The organism is Microbacterium sp. G2-16M, from assembly GCF_055809115.1.
The window spans coordinates 1655069-1676628 of record NZ_CM147897.1; the positions used below are offsets into that span (position 1 = coordinate 1655069).

At 63.4% G+C, this 21560-nt stretch carries 18 protein-coding genes; 1 reads left to right on the forward strand and 17 read right to left on the reverse strand.

Annotated features, from left to right (window positions below):
• Window positions 1-2310 precede the first annotated feature (2310 nt).
• From AC0L6F_RS07865 to AC0L6F_RS07895, 7 genes are all read right to left on the reverse strand, one after another.
• On the reverse strand, window positions 2311-5064 hold the full coding sequence (locus AC0L6F_RS07865) for an AAA family ATPase (RefSeq protein ID WP_473539831.1): 2754 nt from the start codon (window positions 5062-5064) through the stop codon (window positions 2311-2313).
• Between the two features lie 263 nt (window positions 5065-5327).
• Window positions 5328-6527, reverse strand: coding sequence for a hypothetical protein (locus AC0L6F_RS07870; RefSeq protein WP_473539832.1), 1200 nt, complete (start codon window positions 6525-6527; stop codon window positions 5328-5330).
• A 35-nt stretch (window positions 6528-6562) separates the two neighbouring features.
• A complete protein-coding gene (locus tag AC0L6F_RS07875; RefSeq protein WP_473539833.1) occupies window positions 6563-7528 on the reverse strand; it encodes a hypothetical protein in 966 nt (321 codons plus the stop codon).
• A 569-nt stretch (window positions 7529-8097) separates the two neighbouring features.
• On the reverse strand, window positions 8098-8625 hold the full coding sequence (locus AC0L6F_RS07880) for a hypothetical protein (RefSeq protein ID WP_473539834.1): 528 nt from the start codon (window positions 8623-8625) through the stop codon (window positions 8098-8100).
• Entirely contained in the window at window positions 8622-9059 is a 438-nt protein-coding gene (locus AC0L6F_RS07885; protein WP_473539835.1) for a helix-turn-helix domain-containing protein, read from the reverse strand. Before AC0L6F_RS07885 ends, AC0L6F_RS07880 begins: the two co-directional genes overlap by 4 nt.
• A 10-nt stretch (window positions 9060-9069) precedes the next feature.
• Window positions 9070-9606 (reverse strand): hypothetical protein, encoded by a 537-nt coding sequence (locus AC0L6F_RS07890; protein WP_473539836.1) that lies wholly within the window; start codon window positions 9604-9606, stop codon window positions 9070-9072.
• 341 nt (window positions 9607-9947) lie between these two features.
• On the reverse strand, window positions 9948-10865 hold the full coding sequence (locus tag AC0L6F_RS07895) for a hypothetical protein (RefSeq protein WP_473539837.1): 918 nt from the start codon (window positions 10863-10865) through the stop codon (window positions 9948-9950).
• Window positions 10866-11237: 372 nt separating this feature from the next.
• Between AC0L6F_RS07895 and AC0L6F_RS07900 the strand changes: the two genes are divergently transcribed.
• Complete coding sequence (locus AC0L6F_RS07900; protein WP_473539839.1) at window positions 11238-11459, forward strand: hypothetical protein; 222 nt, start codon at window positions 11238-11240, stop codon at window positions 11457-11459.
• Window positions 11460-11513: 54 nt separating this feature from the next.
• Here the strand turns inward: AC0L6F_RS07900 and AC0L6F_RS07905 are convergent, their stop codons facing one another.
• From AC0L6F_RS07905 to AC0L6F_RS07950, 10 genes are all read right to left on the reverse strand, one after another.
• Entirely contained in the window at window positions 11514-14609 is a 3096-nt protein-coding gene (locus AC0L6F_RS07905) for a type I restriction endonuclease subunit R (RefSeq protein ID WP_473539840.1), read from the reverse strand.
• Window positions 14610-14623: 14 nt separating this feature from the next.
• Window positions 14624-15001, reverse strand: coding sequence for a hypothetical protein (locus tag AC0L6F_RS07910; RefSeq protein WP_473539841.1), 378 nt, complete (start codon window positions 14999-15001; stop codon window positions 14624-14626).
• A gap of 29 nt (window positions 15002-15030) precedes the next feature.
• A complete protein-coding gene (locus AC0L6F_RS07915; protein ID WP_473539842.1) occupies window positions 15031-15654 on the reverse strand; it encodes a nucleotidyltransferase domain-containing protein in 624 nt (207 codons plus the stop codon).
• A gap of 91 nt (window positions 15655-15745) precedes the next feature.
• Window positions 15746-17035 carry a restriction endonuclease subunit S gene (locus AC0L6F_RS07920; RefSeq protein WP_473539844.1) on the reverse strand — a complete coding sequence of 430 codons (1290 nt, stop codon included), beginning with the start codon at window positions 17033-17035 and terminating at the stop codon, window positions 15746-15748.
• The gene (locus tag AC0L6F_RS07925; RefSeq protein ID WP_473539845.1) at window positions 17032-18996 is read right to left on the reverse strand and encodes a type I restriction-modification system subunit M; all 1965 of its coding nucleotides are present in this window, start codon (window positions 18994-18996) and stop codon (window positions 17032-17034) included. The genes AC0L6F_RS07920 and AC0L6F_RS07925 overlap by 4 nt, the downstream gene beginning before the upstream one ends.
• 42 nt (window positions 18997-19038) lie before the next feature.
• Window positions 19039-19941, reverse strand: coding sequence for a zeta toxin family protein (locus tag AC0L6F_RS07930; protein WP_473539846.1), 903 nt, complete (start codon window positions 19939-19941; stop codon window positions 19039-19041).
• Window positions 19934-20221, reverse strand: a complete 288-nt coding sequence (locus AC0L6F_RS07935; RefSeq protein ID WP_473539847.1) for a hypothetical protein — start codon at window positions 20219-20221, stop codon at window positions 19934-19936. Before AC0L6F_RS07935 ends, AC0L6F_RS07930 begins: the two co-directional genes overlap by 8 nt.
• 77 nt (window positions 20222-20298) lie before the next feature.
• On the reverse strand, window positions 20299-20682 hold the full coding sequence (locus AC0L6F_RS07940; RefSeq protein ID WP_473539848.1) for a hypothetical protein: 384 nt from the start codon (window positions 20680-20682) through the stop codon (window positions 20299-20301).
• 5 nt (window positions 20683-20687) lie between these two features.
• Window positions 20688-20996 (reverse strand): hypothetical protein, encoded by a 309-nt coding sequence (locus tag AC0L6F_RS07945; RefSeq protein ID WP_473539850.1) that lies wholly within the window; start codon window positions 20994-20996, stop codon window positions 20688-20690.
• Window positions 20997-21206: 210 nt separating this feature from the next.
• Window positions 21207-21545, reverse strand: a complete 339-nt coding sequence (locus tag AC0L6F_RS07950; protein WP_473539851.1) for a hypothetical protein — start codon at window positions 21543-21545, stop codon at window positions 21207-21209.
• Window positions 21546-21560: the final 15 nt, after the last annotated feature.

Sequence of the window (21560 nt, forward strand, 5' to 3'; positions counted from 1 at the left end):
GTCACAACGCAGCTCGATCACTGCAGCATTCCTTGTGTTGCTCCTCGGGTTCGGTGTCATGACTTTGATGCAGGCCGTCATGGGCACACAACCCGGACTCCGAGGCCTGGACAGTTACAGATCTGCGACATTCGGAGACGGCGCTCTCCTCCCTGTACTCACTTACACGCTGATGCGGGCAGTGCCACGGCCTCGACTGTGGCCACCGCGGGTGGCGCGCAACACCTGCTGGGCGGCACTCCTTGGAGCGGTGACGGGCGCAGCCACTCAGGCTCAGTGGCTAATGTCCCCGACGACACCACTGAACTGGACACTTCCTTCAACCCACCACTTCAATCTTGCCGGGTGGTACCACGCGGTGTTTCTCGTATCAGCGTGCGCGTTCTTTGCCGCAATGGCCACGGCGCTCTGGCTGCTCGCACACCGCGCCGCGCACCATGTTGCGCTCACCCGTCTCACGGGATTCCACATGCTTGGCGTCGTGATCCCGATCATCGCGTTTGCGGGCCTCCTCGGCCTTGACAACAACACTGGATCTGGGCACTTCACGCTCGGTCGAGCGGTCATCGTGGGCGCCTACGTGACCTTCGCCAGTCTCGCAGTCCTCGTTGGAGTGTCGTCAGCGCTGCACTGGCGTGGCCAGATTCGCGTCGCGTGGCTGGTCGTGTGCTCGCTACTGCCCGCCCTCGGGCTCATCCTCGCATTCTGGCCAACGACTTCCAGCCGCGATGGCCTGGAGTTCTTGGGAATCGTCGCACTCGGCGCGGCCATCGCGCTCGCCTCATACTCCACTGACGTCGACGGCCCTCCGGGCAAGCGTCTCGCCATATCAATTGGTTCGACCGCAGTCTTCCTGCCGCCAATTCTTGGCCCGCTCTGGGTCGGAGCTGGTTTCGCGAGTCTGTCCGTCTGGTCAATCGCCGCAACCACAGCCCTGACAATCGGATTTGTGGTTTCAATGCTGGCTTGCATCAGACAGCTCGACACGCGCTGGAGACGGTCAAATGTTCTCTACGACGCGGCGTCGATAGGAACAGTCATCCTCATCAGTCTTATCAGCTTCTATCTGTGGGGGACGCAACTTGCGACGAACCCTTACATTGGCACCATTATGGGACTGGTTGTTTCGACAGCGATTGTCTCTGCAGTTACGCCATGGGTCAAACACCGGTTCGGGCCAGTCATTGCCGCGGAGGAGGACGCAACTGAGATCCTCAGTGAAGTGTTGTCGCGGCGCAAGTGGAGTGCCTACCAAAGCATACTCGGGATCACAATCGCCGGTATTGCCATGCTTGTATTGTCCATTCAACAGACAACTTCATCCACCAACTGGCGCGCAGGCACAGTCTCACCAATGCAAGCTTCACTCATAGTGTTCTCCTCTATACTCCTCGTGGGAATATTTATCGCCATCTACGCCGCAGCGTTGATCCGAGGGAACTTCGGCCTAACGCTGACGATTATGTTTCTCGCGGCATGGGTCGCATCTCAAATTGTCATGGTAGTTATTGCACGACCGAGCGTCGGATTCATAGTGGTCGGCATATATTTTGCAACAGTTGTCGGGCTGTTCATCACGGAAGCCATTTCCGGAAACGTAGCCTACTTTATCGGTCGGAGCGCGACCCACAGAGTGAGAGTCATCGCATCCGCATGTGGGATCGCAAGTGGCGTTAGTACGTTCACGATGTTCGGCTCCTCGATGGCTTGGCAGAATTCGCTCACTCCCTCCTGGCTCGCATTCTGCGCCATGTCCATATCAGCCGTGGCCGTCCTGTGTCTGCCATGGGCGGCGACCCGCGCCGTGATGAATGGCGAATTCAGTGAAGCTAGCGGGCGACGCGTTGGTGGTGGAATTCTCCAAGATTCGTTCGTGAGCCTCTTGCTCGCAGTGCTCGTAGGGTGGATTCCAACGCTCCTTCTAACGCACGTCAGCGTCACAGCTGGATCGGTGCTCACGCTTTTAGGCTATATTGGGTTCCTCTCCGTGATCTTCTTCTATGTTATGAACAACAATGTCAAACATGTGAGGAACCAAGAGGACATGGCGGGCAAGACACCCGACAACGAAATTCTGGAACAATTGGCTGAGCTTCGACGACATTGCCGTCGCCAGAACCGTTTGGGTATCTTCGCATTAACCCCATTTCTGGGATACATAATTCTGTTTAGGCTGGCTCAGGGCAATGGTGATAGTCCAAGGACCGCGATTCGTGGTATGTACAGCGACCTCATTATCCCTGCGGCTCGCACCCCCCCCAGACGCACAAATATGAGAACTATGAGTCTCAAATGGGTTCGCTTCGGGATTCAGACCCCAATGACTCTTCCACCTTCCGCAATCTTGACGCCCGAAGCGATCGTACGAACCCTGTCGCCGTGCGGTCCGCGGGCCGCGCGACCGAGCTCGGACCGCGCCGCTCCCCGCGACTCGCTCAGGGTGGTCTCGATACCTGCTCGCATCAGCGTCTCTACGATGTGCCGTCCGGCAGCACCGTCTGTTCGTGCGACAACGAGAGCCTCATTGCGGACGCGGCCCCTGGTCATCCCGACGTAGAGGCCGGCAGCATCCACGCCTGGGCCCACTATGGCCGCGTGCGCGGTCTCGCCCTGGATGCCGTGGACTGTCGACGCGTATGCGAGCTGAACGTGCTCACTCGCGTACTGCAACGGGACGACACGCACGTCCGCGCTGTCGCTGATCGATGCGAGTGCCACGGACTGGTCGTCGATCCCGTCGACGATCCAGACTGCTCGGTTCTCTACCCCGGACACGGCATCGTTGTGCCGGGTCTGAACCACGTCACCGACAAGAAGTCGATCCTCGTTCCGCCCGACTGCCACCCGGTCTTCGCGCAGCTGTGCCAGCTGGATCCGCCGCTGCTGAATTGCCTCGCTGATGGCTGCGGCATCCGCATTCGTCGCCGTCACCAGCGCAACCCGCTGCCCCCGCCGCGCATAGTCGAAGTACGCCTCGACCATCGCGTCGCGTGCGGCAGCCTCGTGGTCAACCCGGTGGATGAGGCCGCGGCGGGCAAGCTCGGCCGCTAACGCAGCGGCTTCCTCCTTGGATGCCGGGTTGCGCATGCGAAGGGTGAGTGCGGCGTACTCGGGGTCGCGGAAGCGGTGCACCGCGGTCAGCTCGACGACCGCGCCGGAGCGGCATGCCATGCACGCCATCGCCCCGGCGTGACCGACCGGTCGTGCTTGCAGGTCATCACCCACCATCGCGATCCCACACTCAGTCTCGGCCGCAACAACTGCGAGCGCATTCGCGGCCTGCAGGTCGACCATGCCGGCTTCGTCGACCACGATCCGGTCACCGCGGGCGAGGGGGTACCGACGCGGACCGTCATAGGCGCGCCCTGTCGTCTCGTCGATGTCGCCGGGGCGGAGCCGCCACCAGATGTCGTTGCAAGCATCGTCGATGCGGTAGCGCCAGCCGTGGTCGATCAAAAGTGCGTGCAGGCTCGATGCGGCGGTCCCGATCTCGCGGGCCGCGACGGACGCTGCTTTCTTGGTCGGTGCGACCACCACCATCCGTCTGCTTTGCCTGGTCAGCGCGGCCTGTGCCACCCGGAGCATGGTGGTCTTGCCACTGCCGGCGGGCCCCGTGATGGTGACCAGACGGTGGGTTCCCCCGATCGCCGCCGCGGCGTCAGCCTGCCCCCGGTCGAGCCGGACGCGCGGGCCGAACGTGACGCGCACCAGTTTCGCGACAGCATCCGGCGGGATCGCAACCCCCGGCTCGTTGAGTGCCTCGAACCGTTCGGCGAGGTCGAGCTTGAGCGCCGCGGTCTGCGCCGACATGAGGTGTTTGATGTGCGCGGGCACATCGGGCTCATCCTGCAGCATGTCCACGGTGTCACGCAGCGCCCGCGCAACCACATCGTCGATCACCTCCTGCAGCAGCGCACGGTGGGCGCAGGCACCGGATGCTGCGACCGCGCGCATCGCGCCGGCACGGACATCCATCGGACTGAACCGCCCGCCGCACGAGGTGGAGCGCTTGTCAGCGTCCGCAACCGCGCGCGCCGCGAGCAGGTCACGATCCAGGTCGACGAGCAGTGTCGCGGCGGGCGACACTGGGCCGCGCACGGCAAGAGCGTGTGAGTCGAGGTGATGGATCTCGTCCCGGATCATCTCCTCCCAGGATGCCTCATCCACCTCGGCGGGCTTGTTCGGCCGCCCGTACGCCCACGCCCACCGGTCAATCTGCTGCAACACATCCGGACTGGGCTCCTGCCGCGGGTGATCATGCCGCCACTGCGCCAGGTGCCGTGCCCGGTTCGTTTCGATCTGATTCGCACGGCGCGACAGCGGGCGCACCAAATGTGCGAGCTGTGCGATCTCGCCGGAGTCGTCGAGCGTGTAGCCGTGCTCGGCGAGCGCTGCGGTCCACTCCGGGTCGGTGCGGGCGGCGAGCTCACCCTCCGCGTTGATGACCGTGTGCAGTTTCATCGCCACCCGCGAGTCCACGTTCGACCACTGCCCGTCCCGACCCTGCACCTTCACGTTCAGCCACAGGTGCCGGTGGATGTGCGGGTCCAGGGCGCGTGATCGGCGATGCTGTAGTTCGACGACCTCGATGCGGTGCAGAGATTCTCGGATGCGGCCACCGGCGCCGCGGCGCGCGTTGAGTTTGCGCTGCCACATCATGATGACTCGATCACGCAGTCGGTCCTGCATCGCCTCGAAGTCGGCGGCGAGTTCCGGATGGATGAGCGCTGCCAGGCTGAACGACTTCGGTGCGTTGGTCGTGCCATCCAGGATCAGGTCGGCATCCGGGGACTCCAGCCGGCGCCCGCGATGCTCGCCGGTGCTGGGGTCGTCGCCGTTGACCCAGCGGGTGAGCGCGGGTGCATCTAGCTGATCAGTCCGGATGATGCCGTTCGTGACTGTAAACCGCCTCACCGTCGCACGATCGCTGTACCGGGACAGAGCGTCGACGCCACTGGACTGCGCGAAGTGCGAATCGCATGTTCCCTCGAAGGCGTAGCTCAACGCCTGGCGCACGCCCTGCGACGCAACGCCTCGCTTCCAACGCTCGAGACCCCCACGCACACCATCACGATACGTCGAATTTGCGTAAGTGCGTCATGGTTACGTACACATCACTGAAAGTGCCTGCGTGCATCGACGTCAATCGACGTCGATGCACCAGTTCATCGCGTCTTTGGGATCTGAATAGACCTACGTCGCCGACACGCGCGGGTGCGGCCTGGCCAGGGTTCTGCTCGCCAACGGGCGGCACCGAGGCCACCAGTTCGGACCGAACCACGATCACGCTACATGGCCTCGCTACAGACGACCAGTGACGCGGCTGCTCACATTGAGACATCGATGCCTGCTGCCACGACCCGCAAGGCCTCCGGCAAACCTGGCATGTCATTGGGGTGGCCGTGCTCGATACTCTTGATTCTGGCTGTCAGGCCCACAGTGGCATGAAGATAGTATGTCGCCCATTGCTTACAGCTGTCGCAACGATGCCCGAGCAGGTATGGGCGAAGTGGTGCCATCAACTCCTTGGAATCCTTCACACGGATATAGAGGCTACCTCGCTCAATTTCAGCGTCGTCGACGACCATTGTTCGCACCGGCACGATTGGATGATCTCCGACGAGTGCGCGGTACTTGACCGTGTTGCGTTTGAGGATGCCATCCCAGCTCGAGTCGACGATCTCAACCAATTCGTAGTCGGCCAGGAAGCGTAGCCCGTGGACAAGGGTCTCGACATCGACGAGAAGCGTTGTTGCAAGAGCCTCCTCGTCGCCCGCTTCAAGTGTGTGAGCTTCGGCTCGCCGATAGTCCATCAAACGTTCGACAGCTCGCGCCACTGCTTCGTCCTCTTGGAACGTCCCGAGGTGAACGAGGAGCGAGTTGTCTGTCTGGCCGCCGCTAACCTTCCGCGCTATCTGCCCGAAGATCGTTGTCCATGTCGTGACGTAAGTCCTGTACTCGTCGCTGGCGCCATAGCGGCGTAGTTCAGGCAGATTGAGTCCCTCATTGCGGGCGACAGCGGCGGCGATGCAGCCGGCGAACGCGAGGATGTGCTCAAATCCATGTCGAATCTCTCGGAGCGTGTCCTGCGCTTCACCCCTACTCGCGATTGAGTCAATCGAACGCCAGCGGTATGCCACAGGGTACGGGTACAGTGTTCGAACTATGAAGTCGAAGTCATCAGCGCTCCGCGCGGCATCGACCCGCAGGCGACTATCACGGCCACGCTCGATGAGCGCTGCTCGTGCGGCCGTGGGTGACTCCAGAGCGAAGATCGAGTCAAGAGCATCCACTGCATCGTCGCCCCACTGTCTGAGAAGCCGGTGTGCCTCGGCAATGGATGCGACAGCCGCGAGGAGCGACTCCTCAGCGACAGGGATATAGAGCCCCTGCAGAATTGACCGCGTGAGCCAGAGCTTGGCCCCCGAAGCGACGACGAGCTCCTTTGCGAGATCTGAGCGCAGGTAACGCGATAGCAGAAGTCGCTCGCCCTCCGAGAGCTCGCGTTTTGGCCGAAGTATGAGCACATGGTGCAACGCATAAAGAGGTAGATCCTCGTGGGTCAGCTCGGCGACGCGGAGCCCCCGGAATCCGAGTAGTTGAAGGGAGCGCGAATGACGAAGTCGCCCTCCTGTAGGGGCAGAGGCCGCGTACGCGGCGGGTCGACAACCTGCGCGATCTCGAGACGGCCGCTCATCCCGATCGAGCGGGGAGTTACATATCGCTGTTGATTGGGGTCAGGGCGGTCGGCCACGGGGAGCGGTGAACCTGATGGCACCCGAATCTCGAACAGCTCACCGAGTGTCGTTCCATCGCCCCAGCTCCGCAGCTCTGCCGCGCGGGAGCGAAGCGCCGGGTCATAGTGCTGATACGTCAGTGGTGCGAAGGGGTCGATCCCGCCAAGGTGAACGAATCCCGCCCCCAGAGCTCCGCCGGGCATCTTCAACAGCCGCCTGATGTCCTCAAGCACGTCTTGCGGCCGCGAACTGCGTCGCGGCAGCCGAACGAACCGCGTCAAGCACGCGTCGGCGGCACGCTCGGCGTGAAGTACGACCAGAGCGACGAGGAAGGAAGGATGTACACCCTCGAGGACGTCGTGGGCCTCGAGGACGAAGAGCGAGCGCTTGTGTCGGAGGAGAGCCTCGCGGAAGCGGTCGGATCGGGTCAGGCTTGAGAGGCTTGTGATTGGTACCAGCAGCCCGAGTGGTTGCTCCGATATCTGAACCTGCTCGATGAGCGTCTGCCCGATCGCTGGCGCGAACGGACTCCGATCACGATCAATGCCCCATCGCGGGATTGCGAGCACTGGACCATCGCGGAGAGCGTGTGAGACTGACTGCACGAAGGTGTCGGCGCTCCATGCCAGCGGCTCTCCTGGAAGGCTATTAGCCGAGCGATGAGGGGCGCTCTCGTCAAGGGTCCGGAAGGCTTCGCCGAGAATTAGGCGTATCGCATCGGTCAGGAACGCTATGGGCCTGAGGGTAGGGGCTTGGTCGGCAGGATGCGATTTCCGGGTTTCGTCTGCCATGACTCCATTCTCACGCATCCAGTGTCGGTGGGCGAACACAGCCAACCTTTCGCGGCGAGGTGCTTTGCGATCTCCGCCTCGAGCGTGACTTCGAGGTGGGCCTCCGCAATCCCCGTCATACTCACGAGTCCATCGACAGCACTCACAGTGCGACGCATCCAGCACCTCTTCCGGTTCGTTCACGAAGTCGAACACGTACGTCGTCTCTTTGCCCGGGTGCGTGCGGTCCAGCCGCGACAGGGATGGCGTGTGTGTTCGCGACTCTCGTGCGTGACGCTGAGGTTCGCCGGAGAGCCGCGGTCGTTTCCGCGTGCGCATGTCGCGCGCTCATCGGGCTTGAACGCGCGACGGTCTACTGAGACAGCCAATCCGCTGCTGACGCGGACTTGCGGAGTTCAGCCAGCGAGAGTCGACGATGTTGCGCACAGCGACCGGTGTGCGCGCCCTTACCTCCGCTCCTCATTGGTCCAAGGGAGGCCTGCTCCGACGGTCGGGATGAACACCAGGCACCATCGTCGCCGGCAACTGACGGAAACCCTCCACCACGACGGTGCTACGCTGCCGCCGGCTCAGCCCTTGGCATCGTCGTCTGCGTCGATCCCTTCCGAGATCGCTGGTCCGTTCTCATCGACTTCAAAGCGAAGTTGGCCACGCATGAAGAGCGGGATCAGAACGGGCGCGCCGAACACGCGAGACGTGTTCGTCATCACCGCCTCGCGCAGATATGGGTAGAGCTGCATCAGCGCGACATTGTTGATGAACTCGTACGCGACTTCCTTCGGGATCCGCACCGGCCGATCGGCCGCGTACTCTGCGGACACATCGACGGATGCGTGGCCGCGCACGGTTTCGAGTTCGACGCGGACGCGCACACCGAACTCATTAAGGTGGTGCCGCGTCTGGAAGCCGAACTCGGCGTTTACATGGTCATCCTCGCCATCGAACTCTGACGCATCGCTCTCGCGAAGCTCGGTGTTCATCGAGTAGTAGGTGATGCCCGTGAGGTTTAGCGCCTCCACGAGGGACTCAATCGTCTCGACGTCGCCCGAGGACTCGAGTGCAGTCGCATCGGAAGGAGCGGTGTATGACTTGGTCACGCGACCCACTCGTTCTCCATCGGCGCTGACCACCCGCTACGCACAACTGGCTTGTCGCGGAGTCCGCTCTGGAAATTAAGGTGTTGCGTGTTGCGCCATCCCGAATGGTCAATGTCCTGGCCGCGATCGAGTTCGACTGCGTGATCGATGATCAACCCCAGCGCGTACGCGTAGCGTCGAATAGTGGACAGCCTGGGGTCGTTGTCCTGGCTCTCAAAGGCGGCAAGGCTTGGCTGCGTGATCCCCATCTTGCGCGCGAGCTCGGTCTGTGAGATGCCGCGGTGCTCGCGGAAGTTGCGGAGTTGCCAAAGCAGGTGGAGGTCATTTTCGGTCAGGATGCGTGCACGCCGCTCGTCCTTGGTCTCCTCGCCCATCCCCAGTGGGTCGATCGGAGCGGAACGTTGGGTGTGCGCCCGCCCAGATGCGTTCGCCATAGACTGCAGTCTATGGCGAACTTGGCGAGGCGCGCAAGCCCCACGTCGTAGGGTGCCCTTCGAAGAACCGTTCCGAGGCGATCGCGATCTCCACGTCCTGCGCTCCGGCGACATCCTCGCCATCGGTGTCTTTGTGGTGCATATGCAGCCCGACCACGGCGCTTCCGACCCCGTTCGTCTTCTTCATTTTCGACGGCTCCGCGTGGTAGATGCGGACGCGGACGACGCGCTCCTCGTAGTCGTCGACGGCATGAACGTGGCGGAGAAGCACCTCGAATACGTTCAGGCGCGTCTCCTTGCGCATGGGGCCCTTAAGATTCTTCAGCGGCCGCAACTCTCCACGCTCGAGCATGCGCATCGTCGCGCGGAACTCGCCCACGAATTGAGACTTCGCGTCGTCAGGCAGGCCAGACGAGTCGATGACGCGCCGAAAGGTATCGATCAAACGCTCGCCGGACGATGAGTACCAGTGGTAGAAGATCGGCGCGTACTGCGGTTGGCAGCAGATCGACGTCTCGCCAGAGTCCGGGTCGCCGAGTTGGCTCATAGCTTCACATCATAGGGGCGGGGTTACGCCGGCTCGCGTAGCTCAGCCAGGCTCGACGCGACGAGGCCCGGATCCGCACTCATCTTCCGCTCGACAATACCCAGGCGGCATACTCTCGACCACTGGCAGTGAACTTCACCCCCACAGCCCGAGGCGTCCATCGATGCGCGCAACCATGGCCCTCCGAGTGAACGACACGGAGGGTCAACGCGAGCGTGTGAGGTGGTCACCGCCGAGCGCGTTGCCCGGATAAGGATCGCTTGCTTAGCTTAGCCGGTGACAGGCAGATCCCTGGCCCAGGACGCACGACGACGAACAATGCGTCGCGCCAGCCCGTTGTCCTATCTCAGCGGAACGTCACTCGCTCGGACGGTTGCAAGGATCCCCGCGCTCTCGAGTTCGTCGCGGAGACCACGTTCGACGGTCGGACTCCAGATACGCGGACTGACGATGAGTTCAGTAACCGGAAGAGGCAGATGATCTTCTTGGGTCTTTAGATGTTCGAGCGCGACGTAGGGCGTGTCTCCGTAATCACCCCCACGGCTTCTGACATCGTCAAAAGCAAGCTCCGTCATGACGAGGTAGCGCACTTCTGCCTCGGCTCGAAACCGCCGATCTTTCATTCCCGCGATCAGGTGTGAGTACCACCAGCCATACCAGTCAGTGAGAATCTCGTTCTTCTGCGGGACCCAACCGAGCTTGCTCTGAATGTGGGCAGCTACCTGACGGAAGTACGATTCGATGCGAAGGTCCTTTTCAGCGTCGTCGTATGCGACGTTGCGCCAGGCGGGTGCCAAGCTTCTGATCTTCAGGTTATTTGGGAACGCTGGTCGATTTGTAGGAGGATACAAGATCGCGCGCGAGTCGAGCTGAATCGCGACGGGACCGTAGCGCTCGAACTGGCTGACGTCCTCAAGCTCGTTGCTGGCGGACAGCACGAAGAATCGATCTGCAGCAAACAACTCGTGGACCAGAGGTAGCAGGGAGTCGATGAGATCGCGGAGATCCAACTCATAGGAGGACGAGTTCGCCGCCCACCATTCCCTAACACGGTCGGCTCCGTGCGAGAGCTCGCGTGAGTCGTTCAAGTACATCGCGTTCGTCGCCCAGAACGTACCTGAGCCAAGAATGTTGACCGCGCTTTCCGGCGACGTGTAGTGGGCAACCACGCCTTGATGAGGCGTGGCTCCCCGATATTCGGGGATGTCGAACGTGAGACTGAAGCTGTCACCGGATTTGTACATCGTCCCCATTTCCACCACCGACGTGTGCGCGCGGTCGTCGCGGCCTACACAGCCTCGAGCGTAGCCCTCTAGTCCTCCTCTAGTGCTCCGCGAAGCGGTGGCCGTTCCCCTCGTCACCGTGCACTGAGATCGACTCGATGACGGTTCCAAATCATGCTCGTTCGCCTACACACGGTCCTCGACGATGCATAGGACCGACCCGCACCTCTGACGCCCGCGGACGAGCCCGTTGCGCGCAGTGCCCGCATATGGATCGTTTCGCGAGCACTGTGTTCAGCTCCGTTGCGTGCTCTGGCCAACCTACGCGACGGGTGCCGCTCGGCTGCATGGTGGGCCGAACGTCACGTGCGACCAGGCGTCCGGTGCGCGAACTTGTCGCCCGCCGACATGTTGATCGTCGTTGGTCTGGTGCTGCCCGTGGACCTCTCCTACTTCGTGCTTCGTCTTGCGGTCAATCATGCGATGGGCGGCGCACGCTATGACGAGTTCATCGAAGAGAATCGCCCTGGGGAAGACGAGGCAGGCGCCGGACATCACGAAGAGGGAACGGCATGCAAGGCGAGCGATTTGCCTGGCGTAGGCCACAGTGCGATCGCTCATCGGAGATGAGCCGCATCCACCTCCCACGTGCTCCGCGCGAGGTTTCCCGGGTCGCGCGCACCATCACCCCGCCGCTGCCATCCGCTCCGCTTCCCCACGCGTCTTCTCGTAGAGCCCCATCGCCACGAGCACGTTCACGAGCCCGGCGAAGTCGCCGTTCTGTAGCAGCGCTTTCATCGCGTTGCTGTGTCCGGCCGCTGATGCGTAGATCACGTCCTCCAACTCGGCGACGATCGTCGGCGAGGTCTCGAAGTCGATGGGCGTGTTGGCCATGGCCTCGGCCTGGATCTTCGGGTTGTCGACGATGTGTCGCATGATCGTCTCGGCCGCGCTGACGCCGCTGTTCTCGTCGACGTCGGTGCCGGCGAAGAGAGCGTTGATCTTGTCGATGACCTCTTGCAGCAGTCCGTACTTCGCCTCGCGGGGCTGTGCTGATCCGGCAGCTGTGATCCCTGCCAGCTCGCCCGAAGCACCCGTAGTCAAGCCCAACGACCGGGAATCAAGTTTGCGCAGCCGGTAGTGGGTGAGCACGATGTCGTCGGTGTTGATGGCGGCGGGGTCGGCATCCTGCCGCTCGATCACGCGACGGTATACACGCAGGAAGATCGCCCACTTCTCGATGTCGGTGTCGCCGTAGTCCATGATCTGCGACAAGAAGTCGTAGGCACGCACGAACGCGAAGACGGTGCCCCGGAACTCCTCGAGTCGCCCCTTCTCCAGCTCGTTCGCCGACTCTTCAGCGGCACGCCAGCGGTCCCAGAACACGTCGCGGGATGCCTTGATGTGCGAGTACAGCGTGTTGTGACTCGACTTGCTGAGCCAGGCATCCACGACCGCGTCGATGTCGTGCGCATCGATGATGTTCATGCTGCGCATTTTCGTGAGCATCGAGTGGATGATGTTCGGATCGCTGGGCTGGGTCAGCTCGGCATCCTCGTAGTACGTCTGGAACGCCGCGAGGACCTCGGCCGGGTCGTTGACGAAGTCGATGATGTAGGTGTTCTCCTTGCCGGGGATCACCCGGTTCAGGCGTGACAGGGTCTGCACGGCGGTGATGCCCGACAGCTTCTTGTCCACGTACATGCCGACCAGCAGAGGCTGGTCGAACCCGGTCTGGAACTTGTTCGCGACGATCATCACCTGGAACTCGTCACCCCCGAACGCGACCTCAAGCGAGCGCCCCTTCAGCGTCGGGTTCATCGAGGACTCGGTGAACTCCTCCGGTCCGGAGTCGGCATCCGTCACCGATCCTGAGAATGCGACGAGCGCCCCCAGCTCGCTGTCGAGCTTGTGCTCCTTCAGATACGCGTCGATGACGAGCTTGTAGCGCACAGCCTCTTTGCGGGAGCCGGTAACGACCATCGCTTTGGCGCGGCCGCCGAGCTCGCTGCGCACGTTGGTGCGGAAGTGCTCGACGATCACCGCGACCTTCTGCGCGATATTCGTGGGGTGCAAGCGCACCCAGCGCATGACCTCCGTGCCGGCCTTCGCGGTGTCGATCTCGACGTCGAGCCCGGTGGCGGTGTCGGTGTGGGCGAGGCTGAACGCGAGGTCGTAAGGGAGGTAATTCTTGAGCACGTCGAGGATAAAGCCCTCTTCGATCGCCTGCTTCATCGAGTACAGGTCGAACGCGCGCTTGACCCCGGTCGCGTCCTCACGCCCGAACAGCTCGACCGTCTTGCCCTTGGGCGTCGCAGTGAACGCGAGGAACGAGATCGTGCCGATCCCGACTTTGCGGGCCATCACGTCGGCGAGCACATCCTCCGCATCGATCGTCGCCCCATCGGTATCGGAGGCGTCCGGTGTTCCGGCGGTAAGGACCTGCTTGAGGGATGCCGCGGCCTCGCCGCTCTGCGAGGAGTGCGCCTCGTCGGCGATCACCGCGTACCGACGCCCGGCGAGGCCGGTGTCCTTCTCGATGACATCCAGCGCGTGCGGGAACGTCTGCAGCGTCACGCCGATGATCTGCTTGCCGGCCAGCAGCGCTTCGGCGAGCTGGGCGGACTTGGAAGCGTCGCCGCCGCGGGTGATCGGCTGGAACACGCCGGCGGTGGTCTCGAGCTGCTCGACCGCACGCTGCAGCTGCCCGTCCAGCACCTGCCGGTCCGAGACGACGATGACTCCGTCGAACACTTTCGCCCCGTCGGGGGCGTGCAGTTGCGCCATCCGGTGCGCGGTCCACGCGATCGAGTCGGTCTTGCCGGAGCCTGCCGAGTGCTGGATCAGGTAGTTGTTCCCGGGGCCGTCAACGAGCACGGCGCGTTCGAGCTTCGACACCGCCCGCCACTGGTGATAACGCGGGAAGCGCAGCGACCTCGCGTACGACTTCTTGCCGTCGATCGGGTCGGTCTTCTCCTCGAACCGGTAGTGCAGGAACCGGCCGATCAGGTCGAGCCACGTGCCCCGCTCCAGGATCTCCTCCCAGAAGTACGCGCTCGGGCTGGTACCTGCGATCGCCACATTGCCGGCGCCGTTATTGTTGCCGCGGTTGAATGGCAGGAACCGGGTGTTCGCCCCGTCGAGCTTCGTCGTCATGTGCACCTCTTCGTTCGTGACGACGAAGTGCACAAGCGCGCCCCGCCCGAACGTGAGCAGCGGCTCCCCCTCAGGCTTGCGGTCCTGCGCGTACTGCGTCAGGCCGGCGGCGAGGTTCTGCGTGAGGTCAGTCTTCAGCTCGACCGTTGACACCGGGATGCCGTTCACGAACAACACCAGATCTATGCGGTTCAGGTTCTTGCCCGAGTACGTCACCTGCCGCATCACCCGCAGGCGGTTCGCCGCGAACCGCTCGACCGTCTTCGGATTGAGGGATGTCGCGGGCCGCGCCTGAAACAGCACGAACTTGGCGTTCAGCACCCCGATCGACGCCTTGAGCACGCTGAGCGTGCCGCCGCCGTTCATCGGGTCAGTGGCCTGCATCGTCACGATGCGGTCGAGGATCTGCTTGCGCCCGAGATCGCGGGACGCCTCGCTCGCACCCGGCTTCACCAGCTTGTCGAGCTGCTTCGGCTGCGTCGCCTCCAGCCACGCGAACACGTCCGCGGGGAACAGCGCCCGCCCACGGTCGTAGCCGGAGTCGTCAGGCGAGTACTCCCAGCCGTGCGCGGCGAGGTACTCGCAGATCTCGGTCTCGAACGCGTCCTCGTGCTGAATCGCCACAGGTGTGTCTCCCCTTAATTGCTGACGATGGCCTCGGCCGCGTCAAGCAGCCGTCGGGCGTGAAGAACAAGGCGAGCCGCGTCCGCGTGCGTGGGCAGGCGATCGCCGTACGACTGGGCGGACTTGGCCGCCAAGAGAGTGTCCAGATGCTTGGCGGTTGCGGCGTTAGAGGCCACGCGCAGGGCCTCTAACGCATCCCGATGCGACTCGGAAGCTACCTTGTAACCGAGCACGTGACCGCAGATCGCGTCACTCGCCTCTATTCCCACGCTGACGGCGATCTCGGCAGCATGCTTCCACTCGTGCGGACTCGCACCGCCCAGCTGCAACTCCGCAGAGACGAGGCGCGTTTGCGCGTCCCTAAACCGGATACGCACTGCGGCGGCATCCATCGGCTGGCGCCTCGCACTCACGCGCGGAGTCATGCGACCTCCCCGGCCGAGGCGCGAAGCGCCGGCCCGAAAGCGAGGATGCCATCGGCGAGCACATTCGCGATCAGCGGATCATCCTCATCGATGCGCTGGGCCACCTCCGCGCGTTCCATCGAGTACACCTGTGCCTCATTGCCGGTGACCCGCTGCGCGTGACCGGCGAGCTGATAACTGAAGTCTGCGCGCACGTCTTCATCGATGCCGTCGGGATACGCCACAAACAGATCAAGGTCAGAGCCGACGGTGGACTCACGACGGGCGACAGACCCGTAGACGACCACAGTCAGGTCGAGTCCGTCGGGCACGTTGTCCGCACAGAAGTCCCGGATGCTGTCGAACGCCCGGGATCGTGCCGACAGGCCCCGCTCGACCGCAGACCACAGCACATGCTCACGATTGGCGCGATAGATGATCGCCGGCGGCCGGGTCTCAGCCGTCACCAGCCCCAGCTGTACGAAACCCGTCAGTGCCCGGTGCACGCTTGAGGTGGAACCGACACCAGCCAGAGCGTGCACCTGGCGACCGGAGAAACCAGAGTCGGTGCGCGCAAGCACACGCAACACGCCGGCCTCGACACCGGTCGTCAAGCCCTCCAACGGCTCACTCAGGTTCATGTGACGATAGTGACACAATTGTAACGAGTATGGAACGGTTGTGACGGGTGCGAACCGACGACACTATCGGCTGTCTCGCCTGACAACACTGTCAGGCCGCCCCGCGCACGTCGATCTTGCCCGTCACCGCAGCCGAGATGAGCGCCGCCCGGCGCTCCCGCGACAACGCAATCGCCTCGCGCGCGTCCGCGATGGCGGCATCGAGCTCGGCTGTCTCGTTCTTGAGAGCTTGAAGAGCCCGGCTCTGCGTCGCCTGGTCCGGCAAGTCCACCTTTATTCGCATCAGGTCTCGGACATTCACTCGGGGCGTCCGTACGGCACCAGAGTCACTATCCCCAATGCCTCGCAGTCTCAGCTTGATGGCTTCCAGCATCGGTGATGAATGCAACAGCTCGCCAACGTAGGCCGGAACATTCGACGGCGCGATTGTGAAGACCGCATAATCGGGGCTCACCATGCCTTGTTGCTCAGCGACTCCCACAGCGCCTTGAAAAGCGCGCATCCGATTGAGCACTACATTCCCAGGCTCAACGAGCTTGTATGCGGCAAAGCTCTCTGCTTGTGGTTCCTTGTCGTGCATCTCCGACCACGGCAACAAGCCTCGATGAATAGATACCGACATCAGTTCACGCTCTGCTGTGCCTACTCGCGAATCACTTTCCGACATGCCAAGCCCAAGCGGCGTTCCACCTTGAACAAAACCAACGTGCACGACTTCTTCAAAGTGAGCCGTGTAGACGACGGCACGCCGCTCGGCGAGCAGCCCGATGAGTTCCTCCTGATCCGCGATGAACGCGTCAATCTCCGCCGTCTCCCGGTCGAGGAAGTCCGAGATGAGCTTCGCGTCAGCAGGAGGCGGGGTCGGCACGCGGAGGTATCGCACGGTGTTTTGGCTGAGCCCCACACGCGTGACGCCAAGCGTGCGCGTCTGAAGCGTCGCCTTCGCGTAGCTCGAATCGAGCAGCCACTTCAGAAACTTTCCGTAGCGAGCATCCTTCGGTCGGTACGTAGACAGGTGGTAGCCGTACACCACGCCAGGCAACGCGCGGGGAACGTACGCAGAGATACCGATATCGTCTGCAGTCTCGGAGTCCTTCGTGAAGACCACATCGCCCGCGCGAACTGAGAAGTCCGAGATCTGGTAGACCGTCGCAGTCGCCTGCATGTAGTCAGTAGATGCGTGGATCTCATCGTTGTAGTACACGTCGGTGTAGTTGCACAGCCGAACCCTCGTTTGACCGTCAACGGAGTGCTTATCGACGGTGCTCGTCAGAACCCGCGCCAGTGTCACGGCTGGTTGTACGTTCCAAGCTGCCGGCACCTCACCTAGGAACAGCACGCCGCTGTTCTTGTACTCCGGATACGGCTTGAGGTCGGTCACACCTTGACCGCCTCGAGCCTCGTCCGAATGCGCCCCAGCACAGCCTCAAGGTCAGAGTCGATCTCTTCGAGCGAGCGCGGGGCCACGTACTGGTAGAAGTGGCGCGTGAACGGGATCTCGCAGCCTTCCTTGGTCTTGGACTCGTCGATCCAGGCATCCGGGGCGAACGGCTTGATCTCGCGCTCGAAGTAGTCGTGGATGTCTTCGCTCCACGGCACGTTCTCGCTGTCGCGGAGCGTGGGGTCGGGTTCGGAACGCTTCTTGGCATCAAGCACGATTGGGGCGTCCTCGTCGCGCTCGGACAATGCCGCGAGGAGGGCTTTGAACTGCGGCGCGGTGAGAGAGACTCCGGACCCAGCGAGGAGCGCCGAGACCCGCTTGCGGAAGGCGGGGAGGTCGGTAGTGGGCGTTTCGTCTCGCTCCGCTCGCTCAACGACCGGTTGCAGGTCAACCTTGGCAAGCGCCTTCACCTCGCAGGCGACGGCGAGGCGCTCGGGGGTGAGCGCCCAGTTCAGACGGAGGGGGCGCTCGACAGTGATGGTGCGGTAGAAGAAGTCGTGGACAGCGTAGGTCTTCGAGCGCGCAGCATCCGGTTCGCCTTCGTACAGCTTGACGATCGTGGCGATGTCGTCGGGTCCGAGTTCGTTGCGCTTGGATCCGAGACCCTTGCGCATCTTGCGGGACAGCTTCGTCCCGTCGATGAGCTGCACCTTCCCGACCCGCTCGGCGCTCTTTTTGGTCGACAGCACCCAGATGTAGGTGGCGATGCCGGTATTGTAGAACATGTCGGTCGGCAGCGCGATGATCGCTTCGAGCAGGTCGCGCTCGAGCACCCACTTGCGGATGTTCGACTCCCCCGACCCGGCACCGCCGGTGAACAGCGGACTGCCGTTGAGCACGATTGCCGCGCGACCGCCGCCGTCTTCGGCACTGCGCATCTTCGACACCAGATGCATGAGGAACAACATCGAGCCGTCCGAGACGCGCGGCAGCCCGGCACCGAACCGGCCAGCGTAGCCGCGCTGAGTGTGCTCCTCGGTGACGACCCGCTGCTGCTTCTTCCAGTCGACGCCGAACGGAGGATTCGACAGCCCGTAGTTGAACGTCTTGCCCACGTGACCGTCGTTGGTGAGGGTGTCACCGAAGAAGATGGCATCCACCGATTGGCCCTTCACCGTCATGTCTGCCTTGCAGATCGCGTACGACTGCGGGTTGATCTCCTGGCCGGCGAGAGTGAGCGTTGCGGTTGGATTCGCGCTGCGGATGTGGTCTTCAGCGACCGACAGCATCCCTCCCGTCCCCGCCGTCGGGTCGTACACCGACCGCACCACGTTGGCTTTGGCGAGGGTGTCGGACTCGGGGGCGAGCAGGATGTCGACCATCAGCTCGATCACATCGCGCGGGGTGAAGTGCTCACCGGCGGTCTCGTTGGATGCCTCCGCGAACTTGCGGATGAGCTCCTCGAAGATGTGCCCCATCTCTTCGTTCGGCACCGTCGCCGGTGAGAGATCGACGCCGGCGAACCGCTGGGTCACCAGGAACAGCAGGTCGTGTTCGTCGAGTTCTGCGATGCGCTCCGCGATCTTGTACTTGTCAAAGATGTCCTTGACGTTCTCGCTGAACCCGGTCACGTAATCGAGCAGGTTCGCGGCGAGGTTCTCGGAGTCGCCGAGCGCGGTCTTCAAGTCGAACTTCGACTCATTCCAGAACGAGTACTTGTGATCGGCCTTGTTGCGCAGCAGCGACGCGCGAACCGGGGTGCCGTCGGCCGCTGCCTGCTCGACAGCCGCGAACACCGCCTGCTTCGTTGGAGCGAGCACTGCATCCAGCCGGCGGAGCACGGTGAACGGCAGGATGATGTCGCCGTACTGGTGGGCCTTGAAGCTGCCCCGCAGCAGGTCCGCGATCGACCAGATGAACGTGGCATGGTTGTTACTCAAGTCGTGCTGCTCCTCATCCATCCCCTACCGCGGAAGTCTATTCGGGCGCAGAGACACCCTGGTTCACGTGACCGACGGCGAATCTCGCCCCGCCTCTCGATCTGCCACTCCGACGGACCCCGGAAGTCGTGCTTGTAGGTCGGCGAGGTTGAGTCGAAGCCGCGACTGGATCCGGCCGAGAACTGGTGAACCCGACGGCAGCGGGAGTGCCGGCACGACATCGCTGAGGGCGATGTGATGCAGCTCACCAAGCGTTGCGTCGAGTGTTCGGCCTGCGGCCGCGTCCGATGTCACTGCCTCCGTCACCCGGCGGAGCTCGCTAATCCACTCGGCGGCGGCACGACCCGGCGGCGGCGCAGACGCCGCCGCCGTGAAATCCCCAGCGCGATCGGCCCCCAGCGGGAGTTCTCGTCCTGTGCTGTCAAGGATGCGCACGTCTGTGTCGTTGCGGATCGATCTGATCAAGTCGGCCACGTCCGCGATTCCCTGATCGACGTCGGCGAGGAGGTGCCCGGTCTCAGCTACGCGGCCTCTTCTCAACTGTCGCGCCGTCAATGCGAGCAGACTCTCGGCCCGGGATGTCGCAACGACGACGATGCCCGTCTTGAATCCGGAGCGGCGGAACGAGCGGAGCATGGACTCGACTGCGGTCGCTGACTCGAACCGGTCTTCAAGGATGAGCGAGACCTTGTGGTCCCGCGCATGCGCCAGTGCCTTCGCCATCCAGCCGCGAACGACCTCGCTCGGCGTGTTCGCGTCACGAAAGACATTCAGGTCGCGTGCTCGCAGAGCGACGGTCGAACCGCGGTCGTCGGCGGCTAATAGTGAGCCGGCTGCCCGTGATGAGCCGCTTCCGGATTGGCCGACGAGCAGGATCAATCGCGGTTCCGCCTGGTCTGTTTCTACGCCGTTGAACAGGAACGGGCGGATCTCGTGGTCGAAGATCTCGTCGGCTCGGTCAGCCATCGTCCGCCTCCATGGCGCGCACGCGCGTCAGCTCGGCAGCGAGGCGGCGGGTCTGCGCGTCGATGGCCTTGCGGTCGAACCCGTCGACCGCGAGCGTCTCGCGCCGCACAGTGGCGGCCTGGTCCCGCGCGGCTCCCGCACTGTCGTCGCCCCGTCGCGTTACCGCCATCAGAAGTGTCTGCACGGCGACGGTGAGGTCGCGCATCTCTTCGTACGCGACGATGTCGCCGGGGCGCCACGATCCCATTGGCCGTCTCGGCGCGGGGCTGCGATCGCTCATCGTGCCCCTTTCCGAGGTGGTTCCTCGGGGCAGTCTACGACGGCGTCACAGCGGTGCTACCGATCACGGCCGGGCTGCTACCGATCGGCCGGCTTCCCGCCGCGATATCCCTGCCCGGCGATGATGGTCTGCGCTCGATCGAGCGTGATGCCGATCTTCTCCGCCGAGGCAGCAGCAGCGAGCAGGGCATCGACTGCCAATGCGACCTTCTGCACGGGGTCTGTGTGGTCGTCTTCATAGACGTCGTAGTGCGCGAGGGAGCGTCCGAGCCCGCGTGCGAGCTGCTGCAGGGCCTGCCCGAGCGCGTACCCGCCGGCGTATTTGAGGGTGCCGAGCGCCTGGTAGACCACGGGCGCGGGCATCCCGGCATCCGGCGTCGCCGCGTCGTTGCCGACGGCCCAGATCGCATCGTGCACGGTGCTGGCGTGCCGCACGATCTCAGGCAGCTGTTCGTCGAGCACGGCACTCACCGCCCGCGGGCCGCGGTGGCCGCTGGGGTATGCAACTGCTCGTTGCCGGCGCCGGGGGCCACCGAGCGGTTGCGGATCGTGCGGGCACGGTTGGTGTACATGCGCAGCAGCTCGGTGCCCAGTTGCGGGGGAAGGTCTTGAATGGGTGTGCCGATGCGGTCGGCGGCTTGTTCGGTCGCCGCCCACGCCCAGAGCACTTGGTGGTCGCTGAGCTGGTCGATTTCCAGCCCGTACGCGGCGGTGATGATGTGCCGGGCGATGCTCGCGTATGCGGCGGGCGTCGGTGTGATCTCTATCGATTGCATGGGCGTTCTCCTTCACTCAGCACCCTGGGGGCAGCTGCCCGCTCACGCGGCGGCAGCTGGCGGTCAAGGGTGCGGCGGTAGCCGCATCGCGAAGCGACGCGCAGCGCCCTTGACGGGCGGATGCCGGTGCGTATCCTCTCGGCACCCCAGGGCGCCCCGTTCGCTGCCCGATCTCACCAGATCGCAACGGATAGCGAAGGGACCGCGGGGTCAGTCCTCGAGGGGGGAGAGTGGCTGGTCCGGGTCGTCGAGGGCGTGCAGGCGGAAGGCCGCTGACGTCGATGCCGCCTTGGACTCGGGCGACTCGAGGGCGTTCAGGTCTTGCACGAACAGGTGCCGGTTCTGCTCCGGGTCCATGATCAGCATCCGGATGCGGTGCGCGAATCCGGCTTGCAATCCCGGCGACAGGGACTGCAGCGGTCGCATGCACCAGGCGACATCCTCGTCGACCGTCCAGCCGGGCAGGTCGGCGCGCTTGTTCGGGTAGTAAGTGAAGGCTGCGTAGGCGACGCGCGTGATCGCCGCTTCGATCTGGGACCGGTCGAGCATGGCGGGCTCCTCCTG